Below are 24,142 nucleotides of genomic sequence, written 5' to 3' on the forward strand. Positions count from 1 at the left end.
CATTCCACAAAAAAACTAAGGCACCAGCCGTCCCAGCAGCGCATCGATCTCGTCCAGGCCCGCCGGCTTGGTGAGGTGGGCGTCGAAACCGGCCGCGTGCGCCTCGCTGCGGTCATGCTCCGCGCCCCAGCCGGTGTGGGCCGCCAGCAGCGCCTTGTCCAGGTGCGGCAGCTTGCGCACTTCGCGCGCCAGCTCGTAGCCGGACAGGCCCGGCATGCCGACGTCCAGGATCAGGAGCTCGAAATTCCCCTGCTCCGCCAGCGCCAGCGCGGCGCGTCCGTCATGCGCCAGGGTCACCCGGTGGCCGCGTGCGTCGAGCACGGCGGCCAGCATGGTGGCGGCATCGACGTTGTCGTCCGCCACCAGGATGCGCAAGCCCGCCGCCGGGCCGGCCGCCGCCGGAGCCTCGGCCGGCGCCGCGGCATCGTCGCCCTGCCGCGCCGCCAGCGGCAGGCGCAGGGTGAAGGTGCTGCCCAGCCCGACCCCGCTACTTGCGGCCACGATCGATCCGCCGTGCATCTGCACCAGGCTCCGCACCAGCGCCAGGCCGATCCCGAGCCCGCCCTGGGCGCGCCCGATGTTCTGCGACACCTGGCTGAACATGTCGAACACGCTTTCCAGCGCATCGGGTGGAATGCCCATGCCGGTGTCGCGCACCGCCACCAGCACCTCGCCGGCTTCCACGCTGCCCGACAAGCTCACCACGCCACCGGGCGGCGTGTACTTGCAGGCGTTGGTGAGCAGATTGGTCAGCACCTGCGCCAGCCGGGTCGGATCGGCCTCCAGCCAGATGGTCTCGTCGGGCACCTCGACCTCGAGCCGGTGCTTGGCCGCTTCCATCATCGGCATCATGCCTTCGATGGCGATGGTGACCACCTGCCGCAGCGTCACCCGCTCGCGCTTGAGTTCGATCTTGCCGCTGTCGATGCGGGCGATGTCCATCAGGTCGTCGATCAGGTGCACCATCTGGCGCAGCTGGCGATCCATCATCGTGCGCGCCCGCTCCAGGACCTGCGGGCTGCTGCCCGGCAGCTGCATCAGGTCGAGGCCGGTGCGCAGCGGCGCCAGCGGGTTGCGCAGCTCATGCGCCAGCGTGGCGAGGAAGCGGGTCTTGCGGTTGTTCGCATCGCTGAGCTCCACCGTGGCCTGGCGCAGGCGCTCCTCGGCCAGCTTGCGCTCGGTGATGTTGCGGCTGACCGTGGCATAGCCTTCCACTTCACCGTGCTGGTCGCGGATCACGTAGACGGTATAGATCATCCAGATGGCGTCGCCCGTGCGGAAGTGCCGCATCCGCACTTCGGTCTCGCTATGGCCGTCGCGCGCGACGCGCGGCAGGAACTCGTCGCGGATGAATGCGCGGTCTTCGGGGAAGAAGAAATCTGCCACCGGCGTGCCCAGGGCTTCTTCCAGCGAGCTTGCGCCGACCATGCGCACCGCGGCCGGATTCAGGAAGAAGACTTTCAGGTCGAGCCCGGCCATGCCGATGAAGTCTTCGCTGCGCTCGGCCAGCGTCACGAAGCGCTGGCGTTCCAGCTCGGCCTGGCGGCGGTCGTGGACGTCGGTGGTGGTGCCGACCCATTCGCGCACCGCGCCATCCTGGCCGACGATCGGCACCGCGCGCGCCACGTTCCAGCGGTACTGGCCGTCCGCCCGGCGCAGGCGCTGCTCGTGCTCGTAGGGCTGGCGCTCGGCGACGCAGTGCTCCCAGTGGGCCAGCACGGCCGCGCGGTCGTCCGGATGGATGGCGTCGGCCCAGCCGAAGTCCTTCCATTCCTCGAAGGTCTGCCCGGTGTAGGCGCGCCAGGTGGGGGAGTCGGTTTGCATCGCGCCGTCCGGTCCGCAGTGCCAGACCATTTGGGTGGTGGCGACGATCAGCGAACGGAAGCGTTCCTCGTTTTCGCGGATCGCCTGTTCCGACTGCACGCGTTCGGTGATGTCGCGCGTGGTGCCGGCCACCGCCTCGACCTCGCCGTCCGGCCCGATCACGGGCACGAAGATGTATTCGTACATGCGCCGGCCGAAGGCCCCGTTGAAGGGCACCACGCCCTTGATCGGCGCCCGGGTCGCCTTGACCTCCTCGATCTCGCGGCCATGCATCTCGGCGTGCCAGGGCTCGTAGCCCAGTTCCAGGCAGGTCTTGCCGATCGCGTCTTCCCAGCTGCGGCCCCACATCCGCAGCAGGACCTCGTTGGCGTAGGTGAAGCGGTGCTGCCGGTCGAACACATAGGCCAGGTCGGGCGTGTTCGAAAGGAAGGTCTCGTAGAGACGGCGGCGCTGCTCGGACCGGCGGCCGAGTTCCAGCAGCTCGCGCTCGGTCTCGCGCTGCTGGGTAATGTCGCGGTACAGCACGGCCACGCCCTCGTCGTAGGGATAGGCGTGCACGCTGAACCAGCGCTGGTGGCCCTGGTGTTCGTAGGCCAGCGGCATGCTGGCCGCGACGCGCTCGCGCATCACGCGCTGGTACAGGCGGCCGGCTTCCTGTTGTTCGGACCCGGGCCAGGCGTCCCAGTGGATGCGGCCGACGATCTCGCTGGCCGGCCGCCCTTCCATGGCCAGGCCCGCGGCATTGATCTGCAGAACGCGGAAATCGCGGTCCATCAGCAGGAAGCCATCCTGCAGGGTCTGCAGGATGTGGTGGCTGCGTTCCTGCTCCAGGCGCAGGCGCGCCTGGGTGCGTTCGCGCTCGACCAGCGGCGCGATCTGGCGCGCGCAGATGTCGGTGAGCTGGATCTCGCGCTCGTCCGGCACGCGACGCTCGCCGAAATACACGCTGATCACGCCCAGCACAGCGCCATCGCTGCTGAAGAAGGGGGTGCTGTACAGCGACCTGATTCCGTGCGCCTGCGCGAAATCGCGGTAGCCGGCATACAGGGGATCGGTGGCGGTATCGGCGACCACGACGCGGCGCCTTTCGGCGAACGCCGTACCGCAGGCGCCTGCGCCGGGCGGCACGCAGCTCAGCGCGGCCAGGCCTGTCTCGCCGATGCCCTGGCTGGCCTGGGTCTTCAGGCCGCCGGCGGCGGCGTCGAACAGCGAAATCACACCCTGCGGGCAGCCGTGCAGGCTGGTGATGGTGCGCAGCACGATGTCGAACTGCTCGGGCAGCCCCTGCGCTTCGAGCAGGCGCTCGCTCATCGCGTGCAGCTGCTGCCAGTCGCCGAGCTGGCGCTCGAGCTGGTGTTCGGAAACGGCCAGCGCCACGTCGCTGCGCATCTTGGCGGCGGCCAGCTCGGACTGGGCGTGGCGGCGATGCGCGACTTCTTCCTCGAGCGACCGGTTCAGGGCCCGCAGCGCGCTGCGGTTGCGGTGTTCTTCCGTCACGTCGTTGCACAGGACCAGCACGCCGCGTACGCCGCTTTCGTCCTCGATCGGGCTGAAGCCATAGGTCCACCAGGCGTCGCTCAGCACCCCGTCGCGCACCAGCGGCACCAGGTGGTGCTCGTGCCAGGTCGCGCCTTCACCGCGCATCACTTGCTCGATTTGCGGCCCGATGATCGGCCAGGTGTCGCGCCAGCACTCGCGCCCGCACTGTCCCAGCGCCGCCGGGTGGCGCTGCGCGTCCATCGTGGCGCGATAGGCGTCGTTGTAGAACTGGATGAGTTCCGGGCCCCACCAGATGAACATCGGATGGTTCGAGGTCAGGAGCAGGCGCAGCGTGGTCTTGAGGGCGGTCGGCCAGCCCGCCGGCTCGCCCAGCGGCGTGGTGCGCCAGTCATGGGCGCGCATCAGCGTGCCCATCTCGCCGCCGCCTGAAAGGAAGGCTGCCGGGACGGACATCAACTTGTCGCAATCGGCAGATAGCATGGCCTTGCTCGTTCGGGTTGAGTGGCGGACAGTATAGCCCAGGCAAGGATTTAACAAAATGAAAGCTTAGCTGTGACAACAGGAAACGAAAGTTTCGTCCGTTACGGTTTGGAACAATTTCGAATCGTGCAGTCGCTCAGCCGGGATTAGCATTTGCACATGAACTTCAGCTTTTCTACTCCATCCTGCGGCGACTGCCTGGTCAAGCTCTGGGCCAGCGGACGCTACGGCTTTTCGCTGCCGAAGAAAGTCGAGATCACCGGGCCGGACGGCGCGACGGCCACTTACCTGTATCACAGCCGGAAAGTAGGCCTGTCCGCCGAACTCACCAACCGTACGCTTGTCAGAATCGCGATTGCCCACTATCTGGCAGGGGACGTGAAGGAAGACGGACGGGAGATCGACGACACGGTGCCGCCCTTCTCCGGCCCCCTGACCCAGATCCGGCCGTTCGCCCCGCCCCCGCCGCCGCCGCGGGTACGGCCGTCGCGCATCATGCCCAGGCACGCATCCGCCGCGCTCGCCTGCGCCAAGGAGGCGGCATGACAACATCACGGAAGACGAGGTAGACGCATGCGCATCACGTTCACATCCGGCCAGGTCGCCATGCTCATCGGCAGGGCCGAACGCCAGCTCGAACAGATCGTCGCCGACTCCATACGCGAGCCCGGCAATGGACGCAACATCACACGCGCCGCGCAGCACGTGCTGCACGAAACGGTGGTCACGCTGATCCGCCTGTACCGCGAACAGGTGCCGGGCGGCGCGCCGGTCGCGACGCGCATCGCGCGCGCCTATGCCAAGGGGGCCGATGCCCAGTCCGGCGTGCCGACCCTGGCCTGCGTGCGCACCATCCTGACGGTGATGCGCGATGCGCGCGAACTGGTCGCGGCGGCGCCACCGGAGGTCCCGCAAGCAGCGTCGAACATGACAATCGGATAGATTTTCGCTCAGCTGTCGCGCTACACTTCCCTTCCGATCATCACGTCACGAGGGAGGATGTATGCGCAGATTCCTGAACCTGTGGAGCGGCCTGCTCATCGGCCTGGCGCCGCTGGGCGCCACGGCGGCCGTGCCGGACGGCTGCGGAGCGCTGAACGACCCGCAAGGGCTGGCGCGCAGCGCGCGCATCATCCTGGTCGGAGAAATCCATGGCACCCGCGAGTATCCGGCGCTGGTCGCGCGCCTGGCCTGCGCAGCGCTCGACGGCGGCCGGCCGGTGACGCTGGCGCTCGAAATTCCCCAAGACGAGCAGGCGCGCCTGACGGCCTACATGGCCTCGCTTGGCAACGACGCCGCGCGCAGTGCTCTCACCTCCGGTTCGCGCTTCTGGGAAAAGGTACGCGACGGCCGCTCGAGCATTGCGGTGCTGGCCCTGATCGAACAGGCGCGCCGCTGGCGCATTCAGGGATTGCCGCTGGAACTGATCGCGATCGACAAGCCGCAAGGCGCGGCGGGCACCCGCGACGAACACATGGCGGCCCGCATCCGCAGCGCCTCGATGACGGCGCCGGAAATGGTGGTGATCGCGCTGGCCGGGAACGGACACACCCGCCTGGCGCCGCTCTCGCCCGGGCACCTGGCCGGCCTGCCCAAGGGCGTGGACACGCCGATGGGCATGCTGCTGCGCGACCTCGGTCCGGCCTCGATCGGCAGCCCGCTGTCGCGTGGCGCCTTCTTCGGCTGCGCGCCCGACTGCCGGGTGCATGACGGCGACATCGAAGGGCCGACGGTCGCGGTGCCCGTCATCTCGCGCACCCGTGACCGGGGACGCGGCCCCTACACCCACGTCGTCGAACTCGGCACCACGACGCCGGCCCTGCCGGCGCTCGGCATCCCTGCTACGCCGCCTGGCCCTTGATACCGGCCTGGCGCGCCCGGGTGCTGCCGCCCACGCCCACTGCGGTGGCAATCGCCAGCGCCTGGAACAGCGCTACGCCGGCAAATACCCAGCCGGGACGCCCCGCATCCATCACCAGGCCGAACAGCAGCGGGCCGATCGCCAGCCCGCTGTCCAGGCCCGAATACACCACGCCGTACACGCGCCCGGTCGCGCCCTGCGGCGCGGCAGCGCGGATCATCAGGTCGCGCGACGGCCCGGCCACGCCCGAGCACAGGCCGATCAGGCCCATCAGTGGCAACGCCATCCACGATGGTCCGGCGCCCGCTGCCAGCACCAGCGCCAGCAGCGCCGCCGCCGAGAAGGCCAGGGCCACGGTGCGGTCGTGGTGCTTCGATCCGGCGCCGAGGAAACCGCCCGCCACCATGCCCAGCGCCGAGGCCAGCATGTAGGCGGTATAGGAACTGGTGGCCAGCGCATGCGAGATCCCGTACAGCGACTCCAGGCTGATCGTGGCGAAGCTCTGGATCGCGCCCAGCGCCACCGCGGTCAGGAGGAAGAAGCCGAAACACAGCCAGACCGCACGCAGTTTCAGGAAAGCCAGGGTGTTGCCCTGCGCGCCGGCGGCCTGGCGCAGCGGCGGATCCGGATACAGGACGTGGCGGTTCAGCGCCAAGAGCGCCAGCACCGCCACCGGCAGGGCCGCAGCGCACAGTAGCGCGGTGCGCCAGCCGTGGGCGGCGGCGATCGTGGTCAGGAAGATCGGCGACGCGGCCCAGCCGATGTTGCCGCTGATGCCGTGCACCGAGAAGCCGTGCGCCAGCCGCTCGCGCGAGACGCGCTGGTTCAGCAGCGTGTAGTCGGCCGGATGGAACACCGCATTGCCGACGCCTGCCAGCAGCGCGCCCAGCACCAGTCCCCCGTAGCTGCCGGCGCCGGAGAGCACCAGTGCCGACACGCCCAGCATCGCGATCCCGGAAAACAGCACGGTGCGCGCGCCGAAGCGGTCGACCACGAAGCCGGCCAGGGCCTGGCCCACGCCGGAGACCACGAAAAAGACGGTCATCAGGAGACCGAGCTCGGTATAGCTCAGGCCGAAGGCCGGCTTCAGCCAGGGGATCAGGGCCGCCAGGATCAGGTGGTAGAAGTGCGAGGTGCCGTGCGCCAGGCCGACCAGGCCGATCACCCGCGCATCGCGCTTGAAGCTGTTGTTCTCTGTGTCCATCCCGTTGTCCTTATCGAAAAAGCCAGTGTAAGCAAAGTTGCGGCGTCCGATTTAAGATAGAGCGTCAAGATTTGTCGAGAACCTGCCATGCACGCACTACGCGCCGTCCTTCCGCCTACCCAGGGCCCCGGCCCCACCGGCGAGCGCCCGGTGAGCATCTGGTCGCGCGACCTGCCGGCCGACGTCTCGGTGGGCGCCCACAGCCATGAATGGGGCCAGCTGACCTACACCCACAACGGCATGATGCGGGTCAGCGCGGAAGACAGCAGCTGGATCGTGCCGCCGCAGCGCGCGATCTGGATCGCGCCGCACGTGGTGCACGAGGTCACGATGCTGGAAGCGGCCAGCCTCAGTCCCCTGCGCATCCATGCTTCGCGCGACCCCTTCGGGGGCGAGCACTGCCGGGTGGTGGAAGTGAGCAGCCTGCTCCGCGAGCTGATCGCGGCCCTCGAACTGGGCGAACACCCGCGCGAACCGGGCCGCGCCGCCCTGCTGGGAGAACTGATCCTGGACGAGCTGGCGCGCGCGCCTTCGCGTCCGATCCGCGTGGCGCTGCCGCTCGACAAGCGCCTGCGCGGCCTGTGCGAAGCGTTGATCGATGCCCCAGGCGCGACCCAGACCCTGGCCGACTGGGCGCGTGAAGCCGGGGCCTCGGAGCGCACGCTGGCGCGCCTGTTCGAGCGCGAGTTGGGCATGAGCTTCGGCCAGTGGCGCCAGCAGGTGCGCCTGGCCCATGGCGCTTCGCTGATCGCGCGCGGCCTGCCGCTGTGGCAGGTGGCCGAGCAGCTCGGCTACGCCAGCCAGTCGGCTTTCACCGCGATGTTCAGGAAGACCTTCGGCAGCACCCCATCCGCCTTCTTCGCAGGCGACCGTCGGCGCGGCGCCGCTAGAAACTGATGACGAAGCGCGCGCCCGTCCCGAGCGGCCGCGCGTAGCGCACGGTGCCGCCGTTCTCGTGGACCAGGTGGCGCACCATGGCCAGGCCGATGCCGCCGCCCTGTTTTTTCGTCGTGAAGAAAGGCGTGAAGATGTGCGCCACCAGCTCGGGCGGCACGCCCGGCCCGTCGTCCGCCACCTCGATGCGCAGGCGCCCGCCGCGCACCAGGCGCGCACTCACACGCGCCCCGGCCCGCTCCACCCCGCTGCTCGCCTCGAAGGCGTTCTTGAGCAGATTGATCAGGGCCTGTTCCAGCTGTCCGGGGTCGGCCACCAGTTCCAGCGAGGCCGGCTCCACCGAGAACTGGACCTCGCCGCCGCGCGCCCGCCAGCCGGGACCGACCAGCGCGCGTACCCGCTCGAACAGTGCACTGACCTGTATCCGTTCCGGCCGCGCGGCGGGCACATTGGACAGGCTGCGGTAACTGGTGACGAAATCGGCCAGGCTGTCGGCGCGGCGGCTGATGGCGTCGAGCGCGGTCACCAGGTCATGTGCAATGTCCGGGGGCAGCGCAGCCCGGCACTCCTCCAGCATGTCGCGCGCCGTCCGCGACAGTGAAGCGACCGGCGTCAGCGAATTCATGATCTCGTGGGTCAGCACGTGCACCAGCTGGCGCCAGGCGTTCAGGGCCTCGGCTTCGAGCTCGCTCTCGACCGGCATCAGGGCCGCCAGGCGCTGCGCACTGCCCTGCAGCGCCAGCGTCGACACCGCCAGCAGCGCGCGCTCGACGCCGCGCTCGGTGTCGAACTGGATCATCGTGCGCCGATCGCCCGGCTGCCCGGCCAGCTCGCGGTAGAGCGCGGCCGGATCGCTGGCGCGGCCCGGCGCCACCAGCTTGCGCGCATTGCCGTTGAGCGGCACGACCTTGCCTTCGGCGCCGTCGATGCGAAACAGTGCGATCGGCGCGTGTTCCAGGCTGGTTTCCAGGGCCAGCGCGCTGTCGACCAGATGCTGCTGTTCGATGGTGAGCACCGCCTTGGGTTCGGGCGGCTTCGGGTGGCGCAGCATGGCCAGGCGCTCGAGGCAGCGCCACAGGGTCCACAGGAGCGGCAGCGCCGTCAGGCCGCACAGCACCACCAGGCGCGGCGCATCGTCGACCATGCCGGCGCCGTAGCCGAGGATGGCCATACCAAGCGCGCACAGCAGCGCTGCGGCCTTGAGCCGCCGCTCAGAATCCATGCTTGCCCAGCTTGCGGTACAGGGCGGCGCGCGAGAGGCCCAGCATGCGCGCAGCCAGGCTGATGTTGCCCTTGGCCTTGTCGAGGGCGGCGGCAATGGTCTCGCGCTCGAGGGTGCCCAGGCTGAAGTCTTCCGGCGCGGCGGGCGCGAGCGGCTCCACCGGCGCGGGAGCCGGCGCGCTCAGCCCGAAGTCCTCGAAACGGTATTCCGGCTGCGCCGCCAGGATCGCGGCGCGTTCGCAGGCATGGCGCAGGGCGCGCACGTTGCCGGGCCAGGCCCAGGCGCACAGCTGCTCGAGCGTGCTCGGCGCCAGTTCACGCACCGGGCGGCCGTACTGGTTCTCGTACAGCGACAGGTAGTGGTGCAGCAGTTGCGGGATGTCGCCCTGGCGCTCGCGCAGCGGCGGCACGCGCAGCACGATGGTGTTCAGGCGAAACAGCAGGTCGGGCCGGAACACGGAGGGATCGAACAGACGCTCCTCGATCAGGTTGGTGGCGCTGACGATGCGCACGTCGATCGGCTCGGCGCGGTCGGCGCCCAGCGGCGTCACTTCGCGCCGCTCCAGCGCGGTGAGCAGCTTGGCCTGCGCGCCGAGCGGCATGTTGCCGATCTCGTCGAGGAACAGGCTGCCCCCGCGCGCCGCCTGGAAGCGCCCCAGGCGGTCGCTTCGCGCATCGGTGAAGGAGCCGCGCCGGTGGCCGAACAACTCGCTTTCGAAGGTGGATTCCGGCAGTGCACCCATGTCGACCGCCAAAAAGGTGCCGTCGGCACGCTTCGAGGCCGCGTGGATGGCGCGCGCCACCAGTTCCTTGCCGACGCCGTTCTCGCCCAGCACCATCACGTTCGCTTCGGTCGGGGCAACCGCCGCGATCATGGCGCGCAGCTCGCGCATCGGGTTCGACTCCCCCATCAGCATCGACGCCGTGGCGCTGGCGGGCGCCGCGGCGGCCCGGCGCGCCAGCGCGCCCTCGACCGCCGCCGCCAGGCGCGCATTGTCCCAGGGCTTGGTGATGAAGTCGCTGGCGCCGCGCTTGAGCGCTTCCACCGCCAGCGGAATGTCGGCGTAGGCGGTCAGCGCGATCACGCCGGGCGGCTGCGGCAAGGCGCGCAGCCGGTCGAGCACCGCCAGTCCTTCGGCGCCGTCGATGCGGCCCGGGGCGAAGTTCAGGTCGAGCAGCACCAGATCCGGCATGCCGCCGGCGAGCAGCGCATCCAGCCCGCGCGGGTCGCCCAGCGTCGCAACCCGGCCATGGCGCCGGCGCAGCAGCATCTGCGCCGCGCAGGCGACATCCTCGTCGTCGTCGAGGATCAGGATGGAGGCGTTCGATGGGGACATGCGGGTAGTGCCTGCTTGATGACAGAATCGCATTCTATCAGCGGAGGTCAAGCGCGCCTACGCCCCGCCGCCAGGGCCCCGGACACCTGTCCGCCTGCGAACATGCATACCTGTCCGGATCCGGACACTTTTGGCGGACAAGCTGTCCGCAAGCGGCGAAAACGCAGGTGGCACGGAAGTTGCGAAGACTGGTGCATTCGTCAACCACGCAGCAACGCACACCCTTATGGACCGATTACCTCCCCACGCCGTCACCGGCGCCGCCATGGATGCGGTGGTGCCCAGGCGCCGCAGCAAACTCCATGTGCGCGCCGGCCTTACCGTCGCCCTGCTGGTCGCCTTCGGCGCCGGCGCCTGGCACTTCATGCCGCACGGCCTGCAGGTGGCCAGCGCCGATGTGCGCGTCGCCAGCGCCGCCAACGGCATCTTCCGCGACGACATCGTGGTGCGCGCCAGCGCCCAGCCGCTCAACTCCATCATGCTCGACTCGGTCGAATCCGGCCGCGTCGAGGAAGTGCTGGTCGAGGACGGCCAGACCGTCAGCAAGGGCCAGCTGCTGTTCCGCCTGTCCAACCCGCAGCGCAACCTGGCCTTGCTGGAACGCCAGGCCGAACATGCGCAGCAGATCTCCAACCTGGCGACCCTGCGCGTGGCGCAGGAAGCGGGCCGCAGCGAACACCGGCGCCGCTTCTCCGATCTCCAGTTCGCCATGCAGCAGGCCGAGAAGCAGCATGCGCGCAATACCCGCCTGGCCCAGCAGGGCTTCATCTCCGCCGTGGCGCTCGAAGAGTCGAGCGACAAGCTGGCGCAGCAGCGCCGCGCGCTCGAGGACGAACGGCGCAGCATCGACACCGAAGAACAGGTGCGCCAGCGCGGCCTGAAGCAGATGGAGACCGCGATCGACGGCCTGCAGTCCGGCCTGCAACTGGTCAGCGCCACGGTCGACGCGCTCGCGGTGCGCGCACCCGCCGACGGCATGCTGACCGATTTCCGCCTGCAGGTGGGCCAGACCGTGCAGCCCAACCAGAACATCGGCCGCATCGACGATCCCAAGCGCTTCAAGCTGAAGGTCGAGATCGACGAGTTCTACCTGAGCCGCGTCACCCGCGGCCTGCTTGGCAGCGTGACGCAGGACGGCAAGACCTATCCGCTCAAGGTCAGCGCCGTGTTCCCGCAGATCCGCGAAGGCCGCTTCACCGCCGAGATGGTGTTCACCAGGGACCAGCCGGCCGTGATCAGCCCGGGCCAGAGCCTGGACGCGCAGCTGACCCTCGGCCGCTCGGCCCAGGCCCTGCTGCTGCCGACGGGCGCTTTCGTCAACGACACCGGCGGCACCTGGGTGTTCGTGGTCGACCAATCCAGCGGCCGCGCCGAGAAGCGCGCCGTGCGCCTCGGCCGGCGCAACAACAGCCAGGTCGAGGTCCTGTCAGGCCTCGCCCCCGGCGAACACGTCATCACCTCCAGCTACGGGCCGTTCGGCAAAGCCGAGCAGCTCCAATTGAATTAAACAAGAAAGGAAGCACCATGCTGAAACTCAGGGGCGTCTCCAAGATCCACCAGGCGGGCGAAGTCCAGACCCGCGCCCTCGACCGCGTCGACCTCGACATCGCGGCCGGCGAATACGTCGCCATCACCGGGCCGTCCGGCTGCGGCAAGTCCACCCTGCTCTCGGTGCTCGGCCTGCTCGACGTGCCAAACGAGGGCGAGTACCTGTTCGAAGGCCAGAACGTGGCCGGCTGGAGCGAGGCGCGCCTGAACGCGCTGCGCCGCGGCCGGGTCGGTTTCATCTTCCAAAGCTTCAACCTGATCGAGGAACTGAGTGTCTTCGAAAACGTCGAGCTGGCGCTGGAATACACCGGTACCCCGGCCGGCGAGAGGCGCCGCAAGGTGGAAGCCATGCTGGAGCGCCTGGGCGTGGCGCACCGTGCGCGCCACCGTCCTTCGCAGCTGTCGGGCGGCCAGCAGCAGCGCGTGGCGATCGCACGCGCCCTGGTGGCCGAACCGGCGATGCTGCTGGCCGACGAACCGACCGGCAACCTGGATACCGCCCACGGCGACGAAGTGATGCGCCTGCTGCGCAACATCAACGCCGAGGGCACGACGGTGGTGATGGTGACGCACTCGCCGGCGCACGCGGCCCAGGCCTCGCGCACCCTGCACCTGGTCGACGGCCGCGTGGTGGTCGACGCCCTGCAGGCAGCATGAGGAGCCATCGATGATCCTGCGCTTCTTACGCGACTTCCGCATCGGCTGGCGCCTGCTGGTCAAGGAACCCGCCTACTCCGCCGTCGTGGTGCTGGGCCTGGCCGTCGGCTTCGCCGCCTGCTTCCTGCTGCTCGGCTACGTGGCCCACTCGCTGTCCTACGACCGCCACGTGCCGCAGCGCGAGCAGATCTACCGTCTCATGCAGAAGTGGAACACCTCCAACGCGAGCGGCAACTGGAACGATTCGTCCAGCCTGCCCGCGCGCGATGCCATCGTCGCCAGCGGCACGCCGCTGCTGGCGAGCAGCTTCATCGAACGCGACATCGACGTCCGTGTGGGCAGCCAGGTGCAGACCATCAGCCTGACCGTGGTCGACCCGGCCTTCCGCCAGATCTTCCAGCCCAAGGTCCTGGCGGGCGACCTGACCGACGCGCTGGCCCGTCCCGATACCCTGGCCTTGAGCCGTGAGACCGCCACCAAGCTGTTCGGCAGCCTTGATGTCGTCGGCAAGACCGTGCAGGTAGAGGGCCAGCCCTACCGCGTGGCCGCACTGCTCGAAGACCAGCCGGCCGCCACCACCCTGCCCTTTGCCTCGCTGGCAGGCAGCAAGACCGCGATCTGGAAGCCGGAATACCGCCAGCTGGTGACCACCAACTGGGGTTCCTCCCACGGCAACGTCTACGTCAAACTGCTGCCGGGCGCCAGCCAGCAGACGGCGCTCGATGCGGTGCGGCGCGCCATGCTGGCCTCGAGCTTCTACCAGAACATGAGTCCCGAGCAGGTCGCCTCACTCAACGGCCGCGACCTGATCGACTTCCGCCTCGGCCCCCTGAGCGAGGCCTACCTCGACCCGCTGATCAAGGACCAGTCCCAGACCCACGCCGACAGCAAGACCGTGTTCGGCCTGGCTGCGGTGGGCGTGCTGATCCTGGTGCTGGCCGCTACCAACTATGTCAACCTGGCCACCGTGCGCACCGTGCGGCGCCAGCGCGAAATCGCCGTGCGCAAGGTACTGGGCGCGTCCACCGGCGCGGTCAGCCGCCACTTCCTGGCCGAATCGGTGCTGGTGTGCCTGATCGCCACCGCGATCGGCCTGCTGCTGGCCTGGCTGCTGCTGCCGGTGTTCTCCGACCTGGTGCAGCGTAAGCTCGACCGCATGTTCACCCCGGCCTCGCTCGCCCTGAGCCTGCTGATGGGCGTCGTCGTCGGCCTGCTGGCCGGCGCCTACCCGGCCTGGTCGGCGATCAAGGTGCGCCCGACCGCGGCCCTGGCAGGCCGCGGCAACAGCGAGACCGTGGGCGGGCTGCGCCTGCGCCGCGTCCTTACCGTGCTGCAGTTCGCCACCGCGATGGGCCTGACCGGCCTGACCCTGGCCGTGGCCTGGCAGACGCGCTACGCCAGCAGCCTCGATCCGGGCTTCGACCCGGCCCCGCTCCTGATCGTGAAGACCGGCGACGACATGCGCAACGCCGAGGTGCGCGCCTTCCGCGACGCCCTCGCGCGGATTCCGGGCGTGAACGGCGTGGCCGTCAGCGATGCGCCGGTGACCATCAACTTCAACAGCACCGCGCTCCAGCGTGACGGCGGCAGCCCGATCGAGATCAACTATAGCCGGGTGAGCCCCGAGTTCTTCGGGGTGTATGGCCTCAAGCCGGCCGCGGGGCGCCTGTACGACCCGGCGCGCGACAAGCCGACCGACGAAAAGAAGCTCGTCATCAACGAGGCCGGAGCGCGCAAGTTCGGCTTCGCCAGCGCCCAGGACGCGGTCGGCAAATATATCCGCTCGCCGCTGCGCGGGGAGGATAGCGAGGGAGCGATGCAGGTCATCGGCGTGGTGCCGGACATCCGCCACCGCTCGGCGCACCAGGAAATGCAGGCCACCATCTACTTCCTGAGCGAACGCACCGGGGTATTCACGGTGCGCAGCGAAGGCGACCAGGCGGCGGTACAGCGCGCGATCGAAGAACTGTGGCCGCGCTACTTCCCGAACGCCGTGCTGGAGGTCCAGCGCATGGGATCCATGTTCGCGCTCAGCTATGCCGACGACCTGCGCATGGCCAAGCTGCTGGCCGCTTCGAGCGTGATCGCCACCGCGATCGCCGCTTTCGGCATCTATGTGCTGGCCGCCTACAGCGTGCAGCGCAAGGCGCGCGAAATCGTGCTGCGCAAGCTGTACGGCGCCGGCCGCTCGGCCATCGGCCGTTTGGTGGCGCGCGAGTTCGTGGTCTTGATCGGCATTGGCGCCCTGCTCGGTCTGCCGATCGCCTTCGTGGCCGTGCAGCGCTACCTGGCCGGCTTCACCGAACGGGCGCCGGTGGGCGCCTGGACCCTGGGCGCCGCGCTGGTAGTGGCCGCCCTGGTGGCGATGGGTTCGACCGCGCGCCATGCGGTGGCGGCGATGCAGATTCGTCCGGCGCAGGCGCTGCGCGAGTAAGCGGGCCAGGTTTTTCGGACTGCGGCGGCGCGCCAGGCAGGTGCGCCGCCTCTCTCAGCTTTGGCCGCTGAACTGACGATTCTGGCGCAGACTGGCCATTTCCTAACGGTAATTTAACATCGCACTTTCATTCCGGTAGTTCTCTACGGCAAATTCGGCATTTTCCGCGTTGCAAATCCCTTACAACTTCAACAATCTTCTTGATAAAAAATAATTATCGTGAGAACATCCTGACTCACATGGTGCAAAAAAGAAACGATCGTTGCTAGGGGAGCAACATTGTTCACCATGTGAGGTATGTCCGATAACGAAAACAAGGGAAGAAGATGAAAAACTTTGCGAAACACCTGATCGTGGCGGGCGCTCCGCTCCTGCTCCTCATCGGCGATGCCGCCGCTGAAACCTGCGGCGGCCGCTTCGGCCCCTGCCAGGTGCCTGAACCTAGCACTCCCGCCCTCTTCATCGGCGCACTCGGCGTGATCGCCCTGGTCGCCAAGTTCCGGAAGAAGTAATCCGGAACCGCATTGCGCGCCGGCGGCGCGCAATGCCTTTTTCCTGAAAGAGTGAACCCGGCGCTGGCCCGCAATGGCCCGCATGGGCACCTGTTTGCCAAAAATTTGGCGATGTTCCCATTCCAATAAAAATATCTGTCAAGGACCACCATGTCAGCCACGCCGCGCGTCATCACCTTCGTCGCAGAATACGGAAATCCCGACCACTACTGGCTGGTCGGCCTCTATATCAAGGGCATCACCCCGCTCAATCCGGGCAATGCGGTGGGCGGCACGCTGTACGACCCCTGGTGCCTGGTGCGCGACATTTCGCTTCCCATCGAAGCGACATATACCGCCAACATCTATTCGTCCTACGAGTTGGCCAACCTGCAGGCCGTTCCCGGCCTCGCCAACCGGATCCAGCTGCAAAACCTCGACAACATCAACTGGCTGCTGAATAACTACAAGCGCCTGAATGCGACCGACGGCGACGTGCAGGGTGCGATCTGGAAGATGATGGGCAGTAATCCGATGAGCCCCTACATCGGCCCGCAGAACGCCGCCAATATCGACGCCCTGATCGCGCAAGCGCTGCAGCACGATGGCTACGTGCCGGGCATCGGCGACACCATCGGCGTGATCGTCGACCCGATGGCAGGCAGCACCCACTACCAGCCGCTGATCGTCGAGATGAAGGCGGCTTCCCTGGGCGACCGCGTGTGGCACGATGCGAACGCCAACGGCATCCAGGACGCGGGCGAAGAAGGCATTGCCGGCGCCATCGTGAACCTGGTTCGCGACCAGAACGAGGACGGCGACTTCAATGACGCCGGCGAGCAGCTGGGCACGACCACGACCGACGCCAGCGGCAACTACGTCTTCAAGGGCCTGACCCCGAGCCTGAATTACCAGGTGACGTTCTCGCTGCCGGCCGGCTACGATCGCGTCAGCCCGCGCCAGGCCGACGGCATTGCCGGTTCGGGCCTCAACAGCGACGCTGCGGTCTCCAGCGTGGTCGTGCTGGCGCCGGGCGAAAACAACACCAGCATCGACGCCGGCTTCTTCAAGAGCGCCAGCCTGGGTGACCGCGTCTGGCTGGACGCCAACGCCAACGGCCAGCAGGACGCGGGCGAAACCGGCGTCGCCGGCGTGAAGGTGAGCCTGATCGGCGGCGGTGCCGACGGGAAGCTGTCGACCACCGCCGACAACACGCTGGTGAGCACCACCACCGACGCCAACGGCAACTACGCCTTCACCAAGCTGACCCCGGGCGTCGAATACCAGGTCCAGTTCGACAAGCCGGCCGGCAGCGTTTTCACGCGCCAGGACAGCGGCCTTGACGCCAGCGACTCCGACGCGGGTGCGAATGGCCTGAGCCAGGTCGTCACCCTTGCATCGGGCGAGAACAACACCACCATCGACGCCGGCATCTACCTGCCGGCCAGCCTGGGCGACCGCGTCTGGCTCGACGCCAACGGTAACGGCCGCCAGGACGCGGGCGAGGCCGGCGTGGCGGGTGCGAAAGTCACCCTCATCGGCGGCGGCGCCGATGGCCTGATCGCCACCACCGGCGACAACACCATCGTCGAGACCCTGACGGACGCCAACGGCAACTACAAGTTCGAAGGCCTGACTCCGGGTACGGAATACCAGGTGCAGTTCACCGCGCCCGACGGCCGCGTATTCACCCGCGCCAACGTGGGCGAGGACGCCGGCGACAGCGACGCGGCAAGCAGCGGCCTGTCCCAGGTCGTCAAGCTGGCCTCCGGCGAGAACAACACCACCATCGACGCCGGCGTCTACGCGCCGGCCAGCCTGGGCGACCGCGTCTGGCTCGATGCGAATGCCAACGGTCTGCAGGACAAGGGCGAAACCAGCCTCGCGAACATCAAGCTGACGCTGCACGGCGGCGGCGCCGACGGCCTGCTGTCGACCACGGCCGACAACACCGTGGCGACCACTACCACCGGCGCCAATGGTGAATATGCGTTCACCGGCCTCGCGGCAGGCGTCGAATACCAGATCGAATTCGACATGCCGGCCGGTAGCGTCCTGACGCGCCGCGACGCTGGCGACGACGAGACCGACTCGGACGCCGACGGCGCCAACACCAGCCAGGTGGTGGTCCTCACCTCCGGCGAATACAACAAGAGCATCGACGGCGGCGTCTACATGCCGGCCAGCCTGGGCGACCGCGTCTGGCATGACGCCAACGCCAACGGCCAGCAGGATGCAGGCGAAACCGGCATCGCCGGCGTCAAGGTGAGCCTGGTCGGCGGCGGCGCCGACGGCCAGCTTGCGACCACCGCCGACAACACCGTGGTGAGCACGTTCACCGACGCCGACGGCAAGTACCGCTTCGACGGCCTGATCCCGGCCACCGAGTACCAGGTGCAGTTCGCGACGCCGGACGGCATGCTCGCCACCAAACAGGATAGCGGCAACGACGCCGGCGATTCCGACGCCGGCACCGGCGGCCTGTCGCAGGTCGTCACCCTCGCCTCCGGCGAAAACAACACCACCGTCGACGCCGGCTTCTACCGCACGGCCAGCCTGGGCGACCGCGTCTGGCTGGACGCCAATGGCAACGGCCAGCAGGATGCCGGCGAAGCCGGTGTGGAAGGCGCGAAAGTCACCCTGATCGGCGGCGGCCTGGATGGCAAGCTGTCGACCACGGCGGACAACACCAGCGTCGAGACCACGACCGACGCCAACGGCAATTACCGATTCGACGGCCTGACGCCCGGCGTCGAATACCAGGTGCAGTTCACTGCACCGGCAGGCAGCGTCTTCACCCGTGCCGACCAGGGCAATGATGCCAGCGATTCGGATGCGGGCGCGAATGGCCTGAGCCAGGTCGTCACCCTCAGCTCGGGCGAGAACAATACCACCATCGACGCCGGCGTCTACGTACCGGCCAGCCTGGGCGACCGCGTCTGGCTGGATGCCAACGCCAACGGCCAGCAGGACGACGGCGAGACCGGGGTGGCAGGCGTGAAGGTCACCCTGCTCGGCGGCGGAACCGATGGCCTGCTGTCGACCAGCGGCGACAACACCAGCATCGAGACCAGCACCGACGCCAACGGCAACTACAAGTTCGACGGGCTGACGCCGGGTGTCGAATACCAGGTGCAGTTCAGCGCACCGGCCGGCCAGGTCTTCACCAAGGCCGACAGCGGCAACGACGCCAGCGATTCGGACGCAGGCGCCAACGGCAAGAGCCAGGTCGTCAAGCTGGCCTCCGGCGAGAACAACACCACGATCGACGCCGGCCTGTATGCGACTGCCAGCCTGGGCGACCGCGTCTGGGTCGACGCCAATGGCAACGGCCGCCAGGATGCGGGCGAATTCGGGGTGGCCGGCGCCAAGGTGACCTTGATCGGCGGCGGCGCCGATGGGCAGGTAGCGACCACCGGCGACAACACCCGTGTCAGCACCACCACCGACGCCAACGGCAACTACCGCTTCGACGGCCTGACTCCAGGAATGGAATACCAGGTCAAGTTCGAGCAGCCGGCCGGCAGCGTGTTCACCGGCCAGGACAAGGGCGCGGATGACACCGATTCCGATGCCGACGCGAACGGCCTGTCGCAGATCGTCAAGCTGGCATCCGGCGAGAACAACACCACCATCGACGCCGGCGTCTACACCCCGGCCGCCCTGGGCGACCGCGTCTGGCTGGATGCCAACGCCAACGGCCAGCAGGACGATGGCGAAACCGGCATCGCCGGCGTGAAGGTGACCCTGCTCGGCGGCGGCGCCGACGGCCTGTTGTCGACAACTAGCGACAACACCAGCGTCAGCGTCACCACCGACGCGGGTGGCAATTACAAATTCGAGGGCTTGACCGCGGGCGTGGAATACCAGGTCCAGTTCGACGCGCCGGCCGGCCATGTCGGCACCAGGCACAACGCCGGCAACGACGCCAGCGATTCGGACGCCGATGCCGCGGGCCTGTCGCAGATCGTGACCCTCGCGTCTGGCGAGAACAACAAGACCATCGACGCCGGCTTCTACCAGAGCGCCAGCCTGGGCGACCGCGTGTGGCTCGATGCGAACGCCAACGGCCGCCAGGATGCGGGCGAAAACGGCGTGGCCGGCGTCAAGGTCACCCTGGTTAGCGGAGGCGCCGATGGCCTGATCTCGACCACGGCGGACAACACCAGCGCCGAGACTACCACCGACGCCAACGGCAACTACAAGTTCGAAGGTCTGGCCCCGGGCGTCGAATACCAGGTGCAGTTCGCCGCCCCGGCCGGCAGCGTGTTCACCCGTGCAGACCAGGGCGACGATGCCGGCGACAGCGATGCCGGCGCCAACGGCAAATCGCAGATCGTCAAGCTGGCCTCCGGCGAAAACAACACCACCATCGACGCCGGCGTCTACACCCCGGCCAGCCTCGGCGACCGCGTCTGGATGGACGCGAATGCCAACGGCCAGCAGGATGCGGGCGAAACCGGTGTCGCGGGCGTCACCGTGACCCTGATCGGCGGCGGCGCCGATGGCCTGGTCTCGACCACGGCCGACAACACCAGCGCCAGCACCACGACCGACGCCAACGGCAACTACAAGTTCGAAGGCCTGACGCCCGGCACCGAGTACCAGCTGCAATTCAGCGCACCGGCCGGCAGCATCTTCACCGCTGCCGACAAGGGCGACGACGCCAGCGACAGCGATGCCGGCGCCAACGGCAAGTCGCAGATCGTCAAGCTGGCATCCGGCGAGAACAACACCAGCATCGACGCCGGCGTCTACAAGCCGGCCAGCCTGGGCGACCGCGTCTGGCTCGACGCCAACGGCAACGGCCAGCAGGACAGCGGCGAAACCGGCGTGGCCGGCGTGAAAGTCACCCTGATCGGCGGCGGCGCCGACGGCCAAGTCGCGACGACCGCCGACAATACTAGCGCCGAGACCACCACCGACGTCAACGGCAACTACAAGTTCGACAACCTCGCGCCTGGCATGGAATACCAGGTCAAGTTCGATAAACCCACCGGTACCGTGTTCACCGCCCAGGACAAGGGCGCAGACACCAGCGACTCGGACGCGAGCAGCGCCGGCATGTCCCAGGTCGTCAAGCTGGCCGCCGGCGAGAACAACACCACCATCGACGCCGGGGTCTACAAGACCGCCAGCCTGGGCGACCGCGTCTGGCACGACGTCAACGCCAACGGACAGCAGGATGCGGGCGAGACCGGCGTGGGCGGCGTGAGCGTGGTCCTGATCGGCGGCGGCGCCGATGGCCTGATCTCGACCACCGCCGACAATACCAGCGCGACCACCACGACGGACGCTAACGGGAACTACAAGTTCGAGGGCTTGACCCCGGGCATGGAATACCAGGTGCAGTTCGTCGCCCCGGCCGGCGCCGTCTTCAGCCCCGTCGACAAGGGCGACGATGCCAGCGACAGCGATGCAGGCAGCAACGGCAAGTCGCAGATCGTCAAGCTGGCCTCCGGCGAGCACAACTCGACCATCGACGCCGGCGGCTACATGACGGCCAGCATCGGCGACCGCATCTGGGCCGACGCCAACGGCAACGGCATCCAGGACGCGGGCGAAGCCAGCGTCGCAGGTGTCGTCGTCAACCTGGTCAATGCGGCCGGCGCCACGGTCGCAACCCGCACCACCGGTGCGGATGGCCTCTACCTGTTCGACAACCTGACGCCGGGCGACTATCGCGTCGACGTCAACCTCGCCAGCCTGCCGAGCGGTTATGTTGTCACGACCAGGAACGCGAGCGGCAGCACCGCGCTGAACGACAGCGACGCGGATCCGACCACCGGCCGCACCGCCTACACCACTCTCGAATCGGGCGAGTCCGACCGCAGCTGGGATATCGGCATCAAGGCGCGCTCGGTCGGCATCGACATCGAAAAGCTGGTGCATGTCGAATATACGACGCCGGCCGCAAGCGCCCCGGCAGAAGGCTTGACCCCCGGCTTCTGGAAGAACCACACCGGCGCCGGCGGCGCTCCGCTGAGCGGCTGGCCGGAGACCGGCCTGTCGCCGAGCGCCAGCTACGAGGCCCTGTTCGGAGTCGACGTTCCGAACTCCGCGCCTACCCTGCTGCAGGCGCTCAGTGCCAATGGCGGCGGCGTCGAAGCGCTGCTGCGCCACTCGGCCGCGGCGCTGCTCAATGCCGCCAACCCGTACATCAACTACCAGTACACCACGGCCCAGGTCATCTCCATGGTGAAGTCCGCATTCGCGAGCGGCGACTTCGAAACGACCAAGAACCTGCTGGCCAAGCAGAACGAGCTGGAAGCGAACCTGAAGGACCTGGCCCCGACGGCGACCAACGTGGTTACCCAGGACGTCGACGCCGATACGGCGGACGCGGGTCCGACCGGCCCGGTCGGCGGCAAGGCCGTGTTCACCTACATCGTCAAGAATACCGGCAGTGTCGAACTGGGTAACGTGAGCGTCGTGGACGACAAGATCGCCGGCCTGAGCTTCGTGGGCGGCGACACCGACAAGGACGGCAAGCTGGACGTCAACGAGACCTGGACCTACAAGGGCTCCGAAACGATCGCGTCGACGGCGGTGCGCGTCAACACCGGCACCGTGACCGCGAAGGACCTGGTCTCGAACGTCGCGGTGAGCGATTCGGACGTGGCCTACTACAACGGCACGACGCCGGGCCAGTCCCTTGGCGACCGTCTGTGGCTGGACAACGACGGCAACGGTATCCAGGACGCCGGCGAAGCCGGTGTCGCCGGCGCCACCGTGCAGCTCAAGAACAGCAGCGGCACCGTGCTGCAGACCACGACGACCGATGTCAACGGCTACTACGGCTTCAACGTCAGCACCGGCAGCTACATGGTGACGTTCCAGACGCCGACCGGCTACGTGGTCACCGGAAAGGACCTCGGCGGCAACGATGCTACCGACAGCGACATCGATGCGGTCACCAAGACCACCGGCGTGATCAATATCGTCAGCGGCCAGCAGAACCAGACCGTCGACGCCGGCGTGTACCAGACCGCTTCGCTGGGCAACCGCATCTGGCTCGACGCCAACGCCAATGGCCGCCAGGATACGGGCGAGTCCGGCGTGGGCGGCGTGTCCGTGACCCTGATCGGCGGCGGCGCCGACCGCCTCCTGTCGACCACGGCCGACAATACCAGCGTGACGATGACCACGTCGGCCGACGGCAGCTACCTGTTCAACGGCCTGACGCCAGGCGTCGAATACCAGGTCCAGTTCGGCAAGCCGTCCGGCTACGGCTTCACGCTGGCCGATAGCGGCGACGACGCCGGCGATTCGGACGCCAACACCAGCACCGGCAAGTCGCAGATCGTCAAGCTGGTCTCGGGCGAGGTGAATACCAGCGTCGACGCCGGCCTGGTCGCGCGCGGCTCGATCGGCGACACGGTGTGGGAGGACGTGAACTACAACGGCATCCGCGACGCGAACGAAGCAGGCATCAAGGGCGTCACCGTGCGCCTGCTGAATTCGGCCGGCACCGTCATCGAAACGACTACTACCGACAGCAACGGCAAGTACCTGTTCGACGACCTGAACGCAGGCAGCTACCGCGTCGAAGTGGTCGAACCGAGCGGCTACTTCGTCACCAAGCAGAACCAGGGCACAAACGATGCCGTCGATTCGGACATCGACACCGTCTACGGCAGGACCAGCCTGATCACCCTGACCCAGGGCGAGAACGAACTGACCTGGGATGCGGGCCTGTACCGCAAGGCTTCGCTGGGCGACAAGGTGTGGGAAGACCTGGACCACGACGACATCCAGGATTCCGGCGAAGGCGGCATTGCGGGCGTCACCGTGAAGCTGTACACCTCGGCGGGCGTGCTGGTCGCGACCACCAAGACCAACACCAGCGGCAATTACAAGTTCAGCGATCTGGATCCTGGCACCTACTACCTGCAGTTCGACAAGAACGATGTCATCTACAAGGGCATCAACATGGACAACTGGATGTGGGCGAGCAAGAACATCGGCAGCAACGATGCGATCGACTCGGACGTCAACGGTGACGGCGTCGCCAAGACCAACGTGACCCGCACCGACAACATCAGCCTGAGCTCGGGTGAGAACGACATGAGCTGGGATGCGGCGATCACCCCGATCGCGATCGACCTGAACGGCGACGGCGTGCACACCGTGGCGCGCAGTGCATCGAACGCCACCTTCGACCTGCTCGGCACCGGCCGCGCGATCGCCTCGGGCTGGTTGTCTAGCGAAGACGGCTTCCTGGCGGTCGACGCCGACGGCAACGGCAAGATCGACAGCATCGCCGAACTGTTCGGCGGCGCAAGCAAGGGCGCCGGCTTCAACCAGCTGGCAGGCTATGACAGCAACCGCGACGGCGTGGTGGATGCACAGGATGCCGCGTTCGGCGAACTGCGTATCTGGCGCGACGCCAACGGCAACCACCAGACCGACGCCGGCGAGCTGATGACGCTCGCAGAAGCCGGCGTGGTGTCGCTGAAGGTCGCCTACGTCGAGCTGCCCTTCGTCGACGCCCAGGGCAACCTGCACCTCGAGCGCAGCAGCGCCACCCTGGCCTCGGGCGCCACGGCCGACATGACCGACGTCTACTTCGCAATCGACGCCCGCGACGCCGAGCACGGCGCGCCGACCCTGGCCGAACTGCTGGCCGGTATCGAAGAGGCGCCGGTGGTGCCGGTGGCCGTGGTGGGCCAGCCGCTGCCGGTGATGTAA

13 protein-coding genes are annotated in these 24,142 nt (G+C 68.0%); 9 read left to right on the forward strand and 4 right to left on the reverse strand.

What is annotated here, in order from left to right; translation table 11 throughout:
* Positions 1 to 15: 15 nt before the first annotated feature.
* Complete coding sequence (locus tag GV068_RS11230; protein ID WP_159697422.1) at positions 16 to 3,777, reverse strand: PAS domain S-box protein; 3,762 nt, start codon at positions 3,775 to 3,777, stop codon at positions 16 to 18.
* Positions 3,778 to 3,963: 186 nt separating this feature from the next.
* Here GV068_RS11230 and GV068_RS11235 point away from each other — a divergent pair, with 186 nt between their 5' ends.
* The 3 genes from GV068_RS11235 (at position 3,964) to GV068_RS11245 (ending at position 5,665) form a co-directional block, all read left to right on the forward strand.
* A complete protein-coding gene (locus GV068_RS11235) occupies positions 3,964 to 4,350 on the forward strand; it encodes a hypothetical protein (RefSeq protein WP_159697424.1) in 387 nt (128 codons plus the stop codon).
* Positions 4,351 to 4,377: 27 nt separating this feature from the next.
* Positions 4,378 to 4,746, forward strand: a complete 369-nt coding sequence (locus tag GV068_RS11240) for a hypothetical protein (RefSeq protein WP_159697426.1) — start codon at positions 4,378 to 4,380, stop codon at positions 4,744 to 4,746.
* Between the two features lie 61 nt (positions 4,747 to 4,807).
* The gene (locus GV068_RS11245) at positions 4,808 to 5,665 is read left to right on the forward strand and encodes a hypothetical protein (protein WP_159697427.1); all 858 of its coding nucleotides are present in this window, start codon (positions 4,808 to 4,810) and stop codon (positions 5,663 to 5,665) included.
* Here the strand turns inward: GV068_RS11245 and GV068_RS11250 are convergent.
* Complete coding sequence (locus tag GV068_RS11250; protein ID WP_159697429.1) at positions 5,646 to 6,869, reverse strand: MFS transporter; 1,224 nt, start codon at positions 6,867 to 6,869, stop codon at positions 5,646 to 5,648. The genes GV068_RS11245 and GV068_RS11250 overlap by 20 nt on opposite strands.
* An 87-nt stretch (positions 6,870 to 6,956) precedes the next feature.
* Here GV068_RS11250 and GV068_RS11255 point away from each other — a divergent pair, with 87 nt between their 5' ends.
* The gene (locus GV068_RS11255; protein ID WP_159697431.1) at positions 6,957 to 7,766 is read left to right on the forward strand and encodes a helix-turn-helix transcriptional regulator; all 810 of its coding nucleotides are present in this window, start codon (positions 6,957 to 6,959) and stop codon (positions 7,764 to 7,766) included.
* Here the strand turns inward: GV068_RS11255 and GV068_RS11260 are convergent.
* The gene (locus GV068_RS11260; protein ID WP_159697433.1) at positions 7,756 to 8,985 is read right to left on the reverse strand and encodes a PAS domain-containing sensor histidine kinase; all 1,230 of its coding nucleotides are present in this window, start codon (positions 8,983 to 8,985) and stop codon (positions 7,756 to 7,758) included. The genes GV068_RS11255 and GV068_RS11260 overlap by 11 nt on opposite strands.
* The gene (locus GV068_RS11265) at positions 8,975 to 10,321 is read right to left on the reverse strand and encodes a sigma-54 dependent transcriptional regulator (protein ID WP_159697435.1); all 1,347 of its coding nucleotides are present in this window, start codon (positions 10,319 to 10,321) and stop codon (positions 8,975 to 8,977) included. The genes GV068_RS11260 and GV068_RS11265 overlap by 11 nt, the downstream gene beginning before the upstream one ends.
* 226 nt (positions 10,322 to 10,547) lie before the next feature.
* Here GV068_RS11265 and GV068_RS11270 point away from each other — a divergent pair, with 226 nt between their 5' ends.
* The 5 genes from GV068_RS11270 (at position 10,548) to GV068_RS11290 (ending at position 24,142) form a co-directional block, all read left to right on the forward strand.
* The gene (locus tag GV068_RS11270; RefSeq protein ID WP_229464049.1) at positions 10,548 to 11,828 is read left to right on the forward strand and encodes an efflux RND transporter periplasmic adaptor subunit; all 1,281 of its coding nucleotides are present in this window, start codon (positions 10,548 to 10,550) and stop codon (positions 11,826 to 11,828) included.
* A gap of 17 nt (positions 11,829 to 11,845) precedes the next feature.
* Entirely contained in the window at positions 11,846 to 12,526 is a 681-nt protein-coding gene (locus tag GV068_RS11275; RefSeq protein WP_159697437.1) for an ABC transporter ATP-binding protein, read from the forward strand.
* Positions 12,527 to 12,536: 10 nt separating this feature from the next.
* Positions 12,537 to 14,960: an ABC transporter permease gene (locus tag GV068_RS11280; protein ID WP_159697439.1), complete on the forward strand. Its 2,424-nt coding sequence runs from the start codon at positions 12,537 to 12,539 to the stop codon at positions 14,958 to 14,960.
* Positions 14,961 to 15,286: 326 nt separating this feature from the next.
* Positions 15,287 to 15,472, forward strand: a complete 186-nt coding sequence (locus tag GV068_RS25485; protein WP_159697441.1) for a PEP-CTERM sorting domain-containing protein — start codon at positions 15,287 to 15,289, stop codon at positions 15,470 to 15,472.
* A gap of 150 nt (positions 15,473 to 15,622) precedes the next feature.
* Positions 15,623 to 24,142: an SdrD B-like domain-containing protein gene (locus GV068_RS11290; protein WP_159697443.1), complete on the forward strand. Its 8,520-nt coding sequence runs from the start codon at positions 15,623 to 15,625 to the stop codon at positions 24,140 to 24,142.

Source organism: Massilia sp. 9I (assembly GCF_902506415.1).
Taxonomy (GTDB): domain Bacteria; phylum Pseudomonadota; class Gammaproteobacteria; order Burkholderiales; family Burkholderiaceae_D; genus Telluria.

Coding starts and splice junctions, on each gene's coding strand:
- GV068_RS11230 (WP_159697422.1), bottom strand. CDS start 3,777: ATGTCCGTCCCGGCAGCCTTCCTTTCAGGCGGCGGCGAGATGGGCACG.
- GV068_RS11235 (WP_159697424.1), top strand. CDS start 3,964: ATGAACTTCAGCTTTTCTACTCCATCCTGCGGCGACTGCCTGGTCAAG.
- GV068_RS11240 (WP_159697426.1), top strand. CDS start 4,378: ATGCGCATCACGTTCACATCCGGCCAGGTCGCCATGCTCATCGGCAGG.
- GV068_RS11245 (WP_159697427.1), top strand. CDS start 4,808: ATGCGCAGATTCCTGAACCTGTGGAGCGGCCTGCTCATCGGCCTGGCG.
- GV068_RS11250 (WP_159697429.1), bottom strand. CDS start 6,869: ATGGACACAGAGAACAACAGCTTCAAGCGCGATGCGCGGGTGATCGGC.
- GV068_RS11255 (WP_159697431.1), top strand. CDS start 6,957: ATGCACGCACTACGCGCCGTCCTTCCGCCTACCCAGGGCCCCGGCCCC.
- GV068_RS11260 (WP_159697433.1), bottom strand. CDS start 8,985: ATGGATTCTGAGCGGCGGCTCAAGGCCGCAGCGCTGCTGTGCGCGCTT.
- GV068_RS11265 (WP_159697435.1), bottom strand. CDS start 10,321: ATGTCCCCATCGAACGCCTCCATCCTGATCCTCGACGACGACGAGGAT.
- GV068_RS11270 (WP_229464049.1), top strand. CDS start 10,548: ATGGACCGATTACCTCCCCACGCCGTCACCGGCGCCGCCATGGATGCG.
- GV068_RS11275 (WP_159697437.1), top strand. CDS start 11,846: ATGCTGAAACTCAGGGGCGTCTCCAAGATCCACCAGGCGGGCGAAGTC.
- GV068_RS11280 (WP_159697439.1), top strand. CDS start 12,537: ATGATCCTGCGCTTCTTACGCGACTTCCGCATCGGCTGGCGCCTGCTG.
- GV068_RS25485 (WP_159697441.1), top strand. CDS start 15,287: ATGAAAAACTTTGCGAAACACCTGATCGTGGCGGGCGCTCCGCTCCTG.
- GV068_RS11290 (WP_159697443.1), top strand. CDS start 15,623: ATGTCAGCCACGCCGCGCGTCATCACCTTCGTCGCAGAATACGGAAAT.